Here is an 11,389-nt window from a genome sequence, read left to right as displayed (position 1 = left end):
CGCTGGGCCGCTTCGGCCGGCAGCGACCTGGCAAGCTCGCGCAGGCGGGCGATGCTGGCGTCGACCCGCTCGAMATGGACCAGCTCCGGCGTGTTGACATAGACGAGCGTGTCGACCAGCACGCGGTCGACCGCCGCCGCCAGCCCGTCGCGGCCGGCCGCCGGCCCGGCGAGCAGCACTTCGGAGGCCGCCGACGGCAGGTAGCGGGTGGAGTTGCGCAGGATCGAATGCTGCGACTTGAACCGGTCGATCAGCTCCACCTTCGAGCTCATCAGCTGCCGGTAGGTGTCGAGCAGCGGCAGGATGCGCTCGGCACTGTCGCCGCGACCGCTCCAGAACCGGTCGGTCTTGCTGCGCAGCAGGTCGTCGAGCGACTCGATCACCGGCAACGGGCTCGCCACCGGGTCGTAGCTCGCATTCAACCCCGTCTTCGAGCGCAGCACGTCGACGTTCCATTCGGCATCGATCTGCTTGAGCTGGCGCAGCAGGGTGCCGATCTCGCCGTACTCGACGTGGTTCACGTCCGAGGTCTTGTTCACCAGCAGCGCCAGCACCACCGCCAGCACGCCGCCGACGAGCAGGTTCACCCAGGTTCGCTTGTTCATCGTGATCATGGGAGGGCGCTCGTTCAGGGTTGGATGCGGGGCTCGAGCGAGCGACCGCGCAGCTCGCCGGTGAGCGTGTGCAGGAACTTCACGATCAACGCCTTGTCCTGCTGCGAGGCCGGCCGCCCGAGCTGGTAGCGGAACATCGTGTCCACCGCGTCTTCGAGCGTGCGGGCCGAGCCGTCGTGGAAGTACGGCGCCGTCAGCGCCACGTTGCGCAGGCTGGGCACCTTGAACATGTGGCGGTCCGCCTCGTTGTGCGTGACGTTGTAGCGCCCCATGTCGGCGGCGGTCGGCTGCCCGCGGCCGGCGAAGTAGTCGCCCATCACGCCGAACACCTGGAACATGTTGCCGCCGACGTTCACCCCCTGGTGGCAGGCGACGCAGCCGTAGCTCTTGAACAGCTGCCAGCCCTGCAGCTCGTCGCTGCGCAGCGCCGTCTTGTCGCCGCGCAGGTACTTGTCGAAGCGCGCGTTCGGTGTCGTCAGCGATCGCTCGAACACCGCGATCGCGTCCTGGATGTTGCGCGGCTGCAGCCCGTCGCGGTACGACTCCTCGAAGGCCGCGACGAGCGCCTTGTCGCGCCCGAGCTTCTCGATGACCTGCGGCCAGTTGCTGCCCATCTCCTTCGGGTTGTGCACCGGACCGGCCGCCTGCTCCTCCAGCGATCCGGCGCGGCCGTCCCAGAACTGGCGGAAGTTGTAGCCGCTGTTCAGCACCGTGGGCACGTTGATCGGACCGACCGCACCGCCGATTCCGATCGCGCTGACGCGGCCATCGACACCGCCGCGATCGAGCGAATGGCAGCTGGCACAGGCGATGGTGTCGTCGCCGGACAGGCGCTTGTCGTGGAACAGCCGGTCGCCGAGCGCGACCTTGCGCGCATCGAGCCGCACGTCGAGCGGGATCGGCCGGATCGGCTCGTCGACCTGCGCCCACGCCTGTCCTGCAGCGAAGCCGCCCAGCGTGGCAGCGAGAACAGCGGCGGCAATCTTTTCGGCATCCAACCAGGGCATGAGCACCTCATCAGTCGTTGTGTGCGTGATGCGTCACTGCACCCGTGGACTATCGGCTCAGGTTGTCACGTGACGTAAGGCATTGCCGCACAGGTCGTTCACCCAAAAGGTCAACAAATGCCAACCGCGCGGTGGTGCTTCCCCCGGGTACGAATGTCCTTTCAATCGATGGAACCAGGCGCAGGTCGCGGTCACTCAGTTCGCACGGAATCTCTTGGCCCCTCCGGGCTTTTCGATCCATGAGCAACACCCTGAAGAACTTGATGGACGGCTTCTCGCGCCAGGTCGGCGGAGCGCAGTTCGAGTTCGACGGCGAAGGCCACCTGCAACTGGTGGTCGACGGCAAGTTCGTCGTGAGCCTGCTGCACGAACCCGTCGAGTCCCGCATCCATTTGTTCGCCGAGGCCGGCTCGATGCCGTTCGGTCCGGAGCACGTCTTCGATGAAGACCGCTGGCAGGCCAGCACCGACCGCACCGATGACGACGGCTTCACATCGGCACTGCGCTGGCATGAGTCGACCGGCAGCGTGCTGCAGCTGGCGAGCGCACCGGTCGATCAGCTCGACGATGTGAAGTTCGCGAACTGGCTCCAGCGCTTCCTCGACAACCTGTCGATGCTCGGCCAGCTGATCGAATCCGGCCCGGATGTCGAGAACGCCGAAGTGATCGAGGTCAGCGAATTTCCGCCGATGGACCCACGGGAGCTGGAGTTGCRGCTGATGCCGTGAGGCCGGTCAACGGCATCTCTTCAACCGAAGTCGAAGGAGCACAACATGGGACCCACTGGAATCTCTCGTCTCGCATCACACCATCGGCTGAATGCTGCGAACGCCGATGTGGCCGTCGGCCGGCTCGGCACGCACACGGTCGGTCAAGGCGCGGTCAGTCAAGGCGCGGTCGGTCGAGATCATGGCAGCCCGACCCGGCTGTCGACGAGCCAGCAGGCGAAGTACGTCCTCGGTGGTGCGCCTGCGACGGCCACGAGTCCTTCGCTGCAAAGGCTGATGGACGCACTCATCCACGTGCAAGCCTGATCGCAGGCCCTACAGGCAATCCGGCGCCTGCACCGCCTGCAGCACGGTGTCGACGACACCCTCGCGATCGCGCCGGCGCAGCCACCACACCGCGCCCTTCTTGACCGACCAGTCCTGCGGCTGGCCGCTCAGCAGCAGCGCCGCCACCTGGCCGAGCGTCGGCTGGTGACCGATCACCAGCATCGGCTCGCTTGCGTCGGGCCAGCGCACGGCCTTCAACACGGCATCGGGCGCCGCATCGGGCGCCAGTGCCGCCAGCGTCTTGAACGACTTGTCGAGCGCCTTCGCGGTCTGCTGCGTGCGCACCGCCGGGCTCACCAGGATGCGCGTCGAATGCGCCAGCCGGTGGTTCAGCCATTCGGCCATGCGCTGCGCCTGGCGCTCGCCCTTCGGTGTCAACGTGCGCTCCAGGTCGTCCTGGCCGTCGCGCAGCACATGCGCCTCTGCATGGCGCCACAGGATCAGGTCCATGGCTGTCACCCCGCTTGCTTCGTCACCCTCAGTGTCATCAGCGCCTGCTGTGCGCTCGGGCCGTCGGTGCCGATCCGCCGGTAGCTGCCGTCCGACTGCAGGCTCCAGGCGTCCTTGCCGTCGTGCAGGTAGGGCACCAGGCATTCGTCGATGACGCGCTGGCGCATCGCCGCATCGCGCACCGGCCAAGCCACCTCGATGCGGCGGAACATGTTGCGCCCCATCCAGTCGGCACTCGACATGAACAAGGCCTCGTCCGCCTCGCTTGCGCCCCAGCGAAAATACAGCACGCGCGAATGCTCCAGCAGCCGGCCCACCACCGAGCGCACGCGGATGCGGTCGGTCCGGCCCGCGATGCCCGGTGGCAGCATGCAGGCGCCGCGCACGATCAGGTCGATGTCGGCACCGGCCTGGCCGGCCGCCACCAGCGCCTCGATCAGCGGCACGTCGGTCAGCGCATTGATCTTCACGACGATGCGCGCCGGCCGCCCCTGGCGTGCCGCATCGGCCACCTGGTGGATGTGCGCGAGCATCTGCTTGTGCAGCGTGAACGGCGCCTGCAGCAGCTGGCGCAGCGGGCGCATCTTGCCCAGGCTCGCGAGCTGCTGGAACACCGCGTCGATGTCGGCCGTCATCTCCGCGTCGGCCGTCAGGCAGCCGACATCGGTGTACAGCCGCGCGGTCTTCGGGTTGTAGTTGCCGGTCGACAGGTGGCCGTAGCGGCGCAGCCGGCCGTCCTCGCGGCGCGTCACCAGCAGCAGCTTGGCATGCGTCTTCAGGCCGACGATGCCGTACACCACCTGCGCACCCACGGCCTCCAGCCGCTCCGCCCAGTTGATGTTCGCCTCTTCGTCGAAGCGCGCCTTCAGCTCGACGACGGCCATCACTTCCTTGCCGCGCCGCGCCGCGTCGATCAGCAGGTCCATCAGCGGCGATTCGCTGCCGGTGCGGTAGATCGTCTGCTTGATCGCGAGCACGTCGGGATCCTCGACCGCCTCGCGCAGGAACTGCACCACCGGCTCGAACGATTCGAACGGGTGGTGCATCAGCACGTCGCCGCGGCGCAGCCGCTCGAGGATCGATTCGTCGCGCGACAGCCCCGTCGGCCACGGCGCATCGTGCGGCGGGAAGCGCAGCGCCGGCGCGTCGGCGGCGTCGATCRGCGCGTTCAGCCGCACCAGGTTCACCGGCCCGTTCACGTGATACAGCGCCGCCTGCGGCAACGCGAACTGCATCAGCAGGAATTCCGACAGCTCCGGCGGACAGGTGTTCACCACCTCCAGCCGCACCGCCTGGCCGAAGTGGCGCGTCGTCAACCCCGAGCGCAGCGCCTGGCGCAGGTTCGCGACATCGTCCTCGTCGACCGCGAGGTCGGAATCGCGGGTCAGCCGGAACTGCGAGAACGCCTCGACCTCGCGGCCGGGGAACAGCTCGGCCAGGTGCGCGCGGATCACGCTCGTCAGCAGCACGAAGGCCTGGCCGGTGCCGGCGATCTCGTCGGGCAGCCGGATCACGCGCGGCAGCACGCGCGGCACCTTGACGATCGCGATCGTGTTCTCGCGCCCGAACGCATCCTTGCCGCCCAGCCGCACGATGAAGTTCAGCGACTTGTTGGCGACCTGCGGGAACGGGTGCGATGGATCGAGCCCCACCGGCACCAGCAGCGGCCGCACCTGGCGCTGGAAGAAGGTGTCGACCCAGCGCCGCTGCGCCTCGTTGCGGTCGCTGTGGTTCAGGATCTGGATGCCCTGCTGCTTGAGCGCCGGCATCACCTCGTCGTTGAAGCAGCGGTACTGGTCGTCGATCAGCAGGTGGGCCTCGGCGGCCACCGTCGCCAGGTCGCGCGGCGAGACGCCGGCGCCGGGCTGGCGCACCGCCTCGATGTAGTCGGCGAAGCGCACCTCGAAGAACTCGTCCATGTTGGACGACACGATGCAGATGTAGCGCAATCGCTCGAGCAACGGCACATCGTCGCGCCGGGCCTGGGCCAGCACGCGTCGGTTGAACTCGAGGATGGCGCTTTCACGGTTCAGCAGCGCTGGCATCAGCGGTGCCGGCGAAGCAACGGTCGGCGCGGTCATCCGACGAGTTTATGAAGGTTTTGCGTCGGTTTCGTGACACCCATGTCAGTGCTGGGCCGCGCCGGCACCAGGTGATCGAGGAACTCGCGGCACACCGGCTCCCAGCCGAACTGCAGCGCGCGCTCGCGGGCGCGATCGCGCGGGATCTCCAGCGCCTTCAGTGCCGCGGCGCGCAGATCGTCGTGCAACACGCCGCCATCGCGCCCGTCGCCCTGCGGCGCCACCACGTCCAGCGGACCGGCCACCGGGTAGGCGGCGACCGGGGTGCCGCAGGCCARCGCCTCCAGCATCACGAGGCCGAAGGTCTCCGAGCGGCCGGGGAACACGAACACGTCGGCCGCGCTGTAGATGCGCGCCAGCTCCGGGCGCGTGACGACGCCGCGCCAGTGCACCTGCGGGTACTCGCGCTGCAGCCGCTCCTGCAGCGGGCCGACGCCGTAGACCACCTTCGAGCCCGGCAGGTCGAGGTCGAGGAAGGCCTCCAGGTTCTTCTCGTAGCTGAGCCGGCCCACGTGCAGGAAGACCGGCCGTGGCAGGCCGAAATCGGCCTGCGGCACCGGCTCGAACAGGCCCAGGTCGACGCCATGCGACCAGCGCCGCAGCGGCTTGAAGCCGTAGCCCTGCAGGATGTCGAACATGCCGGCCGTCGGCACCATGATGCCGCTGGATTTCGCGTGGAAGCGGCGGAACCAGGCATAGCCCCAGCGCTCGGGCAGGTGCAGCGCCCGTGCCAGGATCTCGGGGAAGCGGGTGTGGAACGCGGTCGTGAAGGCGAGGCCGCGCCGGATGCAATGCTTGCGCGCCGCGCCGCCCAGCGGCCCTTCGGTGGCGATGTGGATCGCGTCGACACCGCCCCCACCCTCGCCACCATGCAGCGCGGCGTCGATGCGGCGCGCCACCTCGCGTCCCGGCCGCCACGCGAGCTCGATCTCGCGGTAGCCCGGGCAGGCGAAGCGGCGAAAGCCCGAGGGCTCGATCAGCAGCACCTCGTGACCGAGCGCAGTCAGGCCCTGCTGCAGCTCCACCAGCGTCGTGACGACGCCGTTGACCTGCGGCTTCCAGGCGTCGGTGACCAGCAGGATCCTCATGCGGCCTCCGCCACGGTGGGCGCCGCTTGTGCCACTTTGGGCGCCGCCTGCGGCTCGCGGTCGCGCAGCTGCTGGGCCCAGTCGATGATCTCGAGCCGCCCGTCGGCATGCTCGACCAGCGCGGTCAGGCTCTCGACCCAGTCGCCGTCGTTGGCATAGGTGATGCCGTCGATGTCGCGCAGTTCGGCATGGTGGATGTGCCCGCAGACGACACCCTGCACGCCGCGGCGGCGCGCCTCGCGGGCGACCGCGTTCTCGAAATCGCCGATGAAGCTGACGGCGCGCTTGACCTTCAGCTTCAGGTATTTCGAGAGGCTCCAGTACGGCAGACCCATGCGTGCGCGCAGCGAGTTGAGGTGGCGGTTCAATTTGAGCGTGAACTCGTACAGCGTATCGCCGACGTGGGCCAGCCACTTGGCGCACTGGATCACGCCGTCGAACAGGTCGCCGTGCAGGATCCACAGCTTGCGGCCGTCGGCGGTCTCGTGCACCCACTCCTCGGCCACCTCGATGCCGCCGAACTCATGGCCGACATAGCGGCGCGCGAACTCGTCGTGGTTGCCGGGGATGAAGACGACGCGCGTGCCCTTGCGCGCCTTGCGCAGCAGCTTCTGCACCACGTCGTTGTGCGCCTGCGGCCAGTACCAGCTGCGCCGCAGCTGCCAGCCGTCGACGATGTCGCCGACCAGGAACAGCGTGTCGCTCTCGACATGGCGCAGGAAATCGAGCAGCGCATCGGCGCGGCAGCCGGGCGTGCCCAGGTGCAGGTCCGAGATCCACACGCTGCGGTAGCGCAGCCGGTGCGAGGTCGGCTCGTCCTCCGCCCCGGGAGCGGGCTCCTGCGGAACGGTCCAGGCACGAAAGAAGGCGTCTCGTTGCATGGACACCCAGCTTCGCAGCCGGCCATGACGCCGTGGTGGCAAGGGCATGACGGGCCGGTGACGTGCGCCGTCCGATAATCGCCCGATGCACTTGTTGATTCCCAACGCCAGCACGCTCTCCGAAGCTGGCCTGCCGGCACAGCGCGGCCTCGTCCTTCCCCACCTGCAGCGCCTGCTGCCGCGCATGGTGCCCGCCGACCGGCTGGGCACCGACGAATACGCGTTGAACACCCCGGCCGAACTGGCGCACGCACAGGCGCTCGGCTGGCGCGGTGCCGACGGCTGCCTGCCCTGGGCCGCCCACGCGGCCGCGGCCGACGGCGTGCCGGTCGGCGAGGCCCCCTGGGGCCTGCTGACGCCGGTGCACTGGCACGTGGGCGCCGAGCACGTCAGCGTCGGCTACCCGGAGCAACTGCGGCTGAGTGCCAAGGAATCACATGCCTTGTTCGAGGCGGTGCGCCCGCTGTTCGAAAGCGAGGGCTGGCAGCTGGCCTGGGGCGCGCCGCTGCGCTGGTATGCATCGCACGATTCGCTGGAAGGCCTGCCGACCGCATCGCTCGACCGCGTGATCGGCCGCAACCTCGACCTGTGGATGCCCGAGCACCCGCAGGCGAAGGCGATCCGCCGGCTGCAGAACGAGGTGCAGATGATGCTGTACCAGCAGCCCGAGAACGACCATCGCGCCGAGATGAGCATGATGCCGGTCAACTCGTTCTGGCTGAGCGGCTGCGGACGCCGGCAGCCGGCGGGCTCGACCGCCGGGCTGCTCATCGACCACCGGCTGCGCGCTCCGTTGCTGGGCGAGAACTGGGCCGACTGGACCGAGGCCTGGCGCGCGCTCGACGCCGGCCCGGTGCGCGAGTTGCTGGCGCGGCACGATGCCGGCGAGGCGGTGTCGCTCACACTGTGCGGCGAGCGCTTTGCGCAGCGGCTGCAGGCCGGCTCGCAAGGCTGGCTCACGCGGCTGGCGCGGCGTTTCGGCGGCGCATCGCCGACGGCGCTGCTGGAGGCGCTGTGATGGCCGATGTGCGGATCGCCCGCCGCGATGCCCCGCCGCGCAGCGTGTGGGCGCTGGAGCAGGCCGGCGTGCACCCGCTGCTGGCGCAGCTGTTCGCTGCACGCGGCGTGCGCAGCAACGACGAACTCGACGACGGGCTGGCGCGCCTGATCCCGCCGGCCGAGCTGCACGGCGCGCAGGCGGCCGCGGTGCTGCTGGCCGACGCGATCGCGGCGCGCAAGCGCATCTGCGTGGTCGCCGACTACGACTGCGACGGCGCCACCGCCTGCGCGGTCGCGTTGCGCGGGCTCGCGCTGCTGGGCGCGGAGCCCGGCACGCTGCGGCACATCGTGCCCGACCGCGCGGTGCACGGCTACGGGCTGACGCCGACCATCGTCGACCTGGCCCTCGAACAGAAGCCCGGTCCGAAGCCCGACCTGCTGCTCACCGTCGACAACGGCATCGCGAGCATCGCCGGCGTCGCGCACGCCCGGGCGATGGGCCTCGACGTGCTGGTCACCGACCACCACCTGCCCGCCAAGGAAGGCGAGCAGGTCGTGCTGCCGGACGCCAGCGTGATCGTCAACCCGAACCAGCCCGGCTGCGCCTTCCCGAGCAAGAACCTGGCTGGTGTCGGCGTGATGTTCTACGTGCTGCTCGCGCTGCGCACCGAATTGCGCGCACGCGGTGCCTTCAGCGCCGAGCAGCAGCCGCGTCTCGACGCGCTGCTCGACCTGGTCGCGCTCGGCACGGTGGCCGACGTGGTGCGGCTCGATGCGAACAACCGCCGGCTGGTCGCGCAGGGCCTGCGGCGCATCCGCGCCGGCAAGATGCACGCCGGCATCGCCGCGCTGTTCAGCGCGGCCGGGCGCGATGCGTCGCGCGCCACCGGCTTCGATTTCGGCTTCGCGCTCGGGCCGCGCATCAACGCGGCCGGCCGGCTGTCGGACATGTCGCTCGGCATCGAGTGCCTGCTGACCGACGACCCGGCGCGCGCCGCGCAGCTCGCGCAGACGCTGGACACCATCAACCGCGAGCGCCGCGAGGTCGAGGCCGGCATGCGCGAGCAGGCCGAGGCCATGCTCGAGACGCTGATGCCCGAGGGCGATGCGCCGCCGGCGCTGGCGCTCTACGACCCCGAGTTCCACGAAGGCGTGGTCGGCATCGTCGCCGGGCGGCTGAAGGACCGGCTGCACCGGCCGACCTTCGTGTTCGCGCTCGGCCAGGACGGCTTGCTGAAGGGCTCGGGCCGCTCGATCCCGGGCTTCCACCTGCGCGATGCGCTGGACCTCGTCACCAAGCGCCACCCGGGCGTGCTGAAGCGCTTCGGCGGGCACGCGATGGCGGCAGGCTGCACCTTGGCCGAGGAGGATTTCGACACCTTCGACGGCGCGCTGCAGCAGGTGGCCCGCGAGTGGCTGGACGCGGCGACGCTGTCGCGCACGCTGCTGACCGACGGGCCGCTGGCGGCCGAGTATTTCAATGCCGAGACGGTGCGCTCGCTCGATGCGCAGGTGTGGGGCCAGGCCTTCGAGCCGCCGCTGTTCTGCGACGAGGTCGAGGTGGTGTCGCAGCGCCTGGTGGCCGAGAAGCACCTGAAGCTGTCGGTGCGGCATGCGGGTGCGCTGCGCGATGCGATCTGGTTCGGCCACACCGCGCCGGTGGGCACGCGGGTGCGGCTCGCCTACCAGTTGCGCGTCGACGAATACAACGGCCAGCAGCGGGTGCAGATGGTCGTGGAAGGAGCCGGATGAAAGCGATGATGCGGGCGGCGCTGGTGGCCGCGATGTGCGTAGCGGGTGCTGCCGCGCAGGCGGTCGACGTGGTGACGGTCGCGACCGGGCTGCAGAACCCGTGGGGCCTGGCCTTCCTGCCCGATGGCCGCATGCTGGTCACCGAGCGCCCGGGCCGCCTGCGCATCGTCGCGGCCGATGGCCGGCTCGGCGCGCCGCTGCAGGGCGTGCCGGAGGTCGACGCGCGCAGCCAGGGCGGGCTGCTCGACGTCGCGCTCGACCCGAAGTTCGCGAGCAACGGCCTCGTCTACTGGAGCTATGCCGAGGCCGGCAGCCGCAGCGAGGCAGACAAGAACGGCACGGCGGTCGCGCGCGGCCGGCTGCAAGGCGACAAGCTGACCGGCGTCAGCGTGATCTTCCGGCAGCTGCCGAAGGTGAAGAGCACCGCGCACTTCGGCTCGCGGCTGGTGTTCGGCCGCGACGGCCGCCTGTTCGTCACGCTCGGCGACCGCTACCTGATGCGCGACGACGCACAGAACCTCGGCAACCACCTCGGCAAGGTGGTGCGCATCGAGGCCGATGGCGGCGTGCCGGCCGACAACCCGTTCGTCAGGACGGCGGGCGCGCGGCCGGAGCTGTGGAGCATCGGCCACCGCAACCTGCAGGGCGCCGCGCTGAACCCGTGGACCGGCGCGCTGTGGACCCACGAGCACGGCCCGCAGGGCGGCGACGAGGTCAACCTCGATGCGGCGGGCAGGAACTACGGCTGGCCGGTGATCACCTACGGCTGCGAGTACGGCAGCTGCGCCGCGATCGGCGAAGGCAAGGCCAAGGCCGGCATGGAGCAGCCGCTGACGTACTGGGTGCCGTCGATCGCACCGAGCGGCATGGCCTTCCTGACGAGCGATCGCTACCCGGGCTGGAAGGGCAGCCTGTTCGTCGGCGCGCTGGCGAGGCAGATGCTGGTGCGGCTGCAGCTCGACGGCGACAAGGTGGTCAAGGAGGAGCGGCTGCTGACCGAGCTGCACGAGCGCATCCGCGACGTGCGCCAGGGGCCGGACGGGTTCCTGTACCTGCTGGCCGACAACAACCCCGGGCGCGTGCTGCGCGTCACGCCCTGAGGAGAAAGGCCGTTCGGGCTGAGCTTGTCGAAGCCTTGGCGGCATGCGAACGGGTGGCGGGTTACCCCTGCGGCGATGCAGCCTGAGCAGGCTCCCTACAATGTCCTCCGTGAGCCAACCTGCTGTATGGACCAACGCCGACCTGCACTGCCATTCCGCGGTGTCGGACGGCACGCTGCAACCCGAGGAACTCGCGGCGCGCGCGAAGGCCAACGGCGTCGAACTCTGGGCGCTGACCGACCATGACGAGGTCGGCGGCCAGCAGCGTGCCCGGGCGGCGGCGCTGGCGCTGGGCCTGCCCTACCTGACCGGCACCGAGATCTCGGTGACCTTCGCCGGCACCACGGTGCACATCGTCGGGC

Annotated in this window: 11 protein-coding genes; 5 read left to right on the top strand and 6 right to left on the bottom strand. The window is 69.8% G+C overall.

All coding sequences use genetic code 11. From position 1 onward, the window contains the following. Together AC1D15_RS07425 and AC1D15_RS07420 are read right to left on the bottom strand one after the other, a co-directional pair. The coding region (locus tag AC1D15_RS07425; protein ID WP_477825491.1) for a DAHL domain-containing protein at window positions 1-605 on the bottom strand (605 nt) is incomplete at its 3' end. A 23-nt stretch (window positions 606-628) separates the two neighbouring features. Further along, the gene (locus tag AC1D15_RS07420; protein WP_082004250.1) at window positions 629-1,621 is read right to left on the bottom strand and encodes a cytochrome-c peroxidase; all 993 of its coding nucleotides are present in this window, start codon (window positions 1,619-1,621) and stop codon (window positions 629-631) included. A 239-nt stretch (window positions 1,622-1,860) separates the two neighbouring features. Between AC1D15_RS07420 and AC1D15_RS07415 the strand changes: the two genes are divergently transcribed. Continuing rightward, a complete protein-coding gene (locus AC1D15_RS07415) occupies window positions 1,861-2,349 on the top strand; it encodes a type III secretion system chaperone (RefSeq protein ID WP_477825490.1) in 489 nt (162 codons plus the stop codon). Between the two features lie 315 nt (window positions 2,350-2,664). On the opposite strand, the gene sixA is transcribed toward AC1D15_RS07415, so the two are convergent. The 4 genes from sixA to AC1D15_RS07395 are packed head-to-tail and all read right to left on the bottom strand — an operon-like array spanning window position 2,665 to window position 7,176. Further along, on the bottom strand, window positions 2,665-3,126 hold the full coding sequence (sixA, locus tag AC1D15_RS07410; protein ID WP_047503323.1) for a phosphohistidine phosphatase SixA: 462 nt from the start codon (window positions 3,124-3,126) through the stop codon (window positions 2,665-2,667). 5 nt (window positions 3,127-3,131) lie between these two features. After that, window positions 3,132-5,207 carry a polyphosphate kinase 1 gene (gene ppk1, locus AC1D15_RS07405; RefSeq protein ID WP_477825489.1) on the bottom strand — a complete coding sequence of 692 codons (2,076 nt, stop codon included), beginning with the start codon at window positions 5,205-5,207 and terminating at the stop codon, window positions 3,132-3,134. Next, window positions 5,204-6,295 (bottom strand): glycosyltransferase family 4 protein, encoded by a 1,092-nt coding sequence (locus tag AC1D15_RS07400; protein ID WP_477825488.1) that lies wholly within the window; start codon window positions 6,293-6,295, stop codon window positions 5,204-5,206. The genes ppk1 and AC1D15_RS07400 overlap by 4 nt, the downstream gene beginning before the upstream one ends. Beyond that, window positions 6,292-7,176 (bottom strand): UDP-2,3-diacylglucosamine diphosphatase, encoded by an 885-nt coding sequence (locus AC1D15_RS07395; RefSeq protein ID WP_477825487.1) that lies wholly within the window; start codon window positions 7,174-7,176, stop codon window positions 6,292-6,294. The genes AC1D15_RS07400 and AC1D15_RS07395 overlap by 4 nt, the downstream gene beginning before the upstream one ends. 85 nt (window positions 7,177-7,261) lie before the next feature. Here AC1D15_RS07395 and AC1D15_RS07390 point away from each other — a divergent pair, with 85 nt between their 5' ends. From AC1D15_RS07390 to AC1D15_RS07375, 4 genes are all read left to right on the top strand, one after another. Next, window positions 7,262-8,194 carry a hypothetical protein gene (locus AC1D15_RS07390; protein WP_477825486.1) on the top strand — a complete coding sequence of 311 codons (933 nt, stop codon included), beginning with the start codon at window positions 7,262-7,264 and terminating at the stop codon, window positions 8,192-8,194. A gap of 8 nt (window positions 8,195-8,202) precedes the next feature. Further along, window positions 8,203-9,927 (top strand): single-stranded-DNA-specific exonuclease RecJ, encoded by a 1,725-nt coding sequence (recJ, locus tag AC1D15_RS07385; RefSeq protein WP_477825492.1) that lies wholly within the window; start codon window positions 8,203-8,205, stop codon window positions 9,925-9,927. After that, window positions 9,924-11,027 (top strand): PQQ-dependent sugar dehydrogenase, encoded by a 1,104-nt coding sequence (locus AC1D15_RS07380; protein ID WP_477825485.1) that lies wholly within the window; start codon window positions 9,924-9,926, stop codon window positions 11,025-11,027. Before recJ ends, AC1D15_RS07380 begins: the two co-directional genes overlap by 4 nt. A gap of 109 nt (window positions 11,028-11,136) precedes the next feature. Next, the coding region (locus AC1D15_RS07375) for a PHP domain-containing protein (RefSeq protein WP_477825484.1) at window positions 11,137-11,389 on the top strand (253 nt) is incomplete at its 3' end.

This window comes from Rhizobacter sp. P2_H2, from assembly GCF_056403375.1.
The sequence above is the reverse complement of the archived record's forward strand: the minus strand, read 5'-3'. Positions and strand labels throughout refer to the sequence as shown.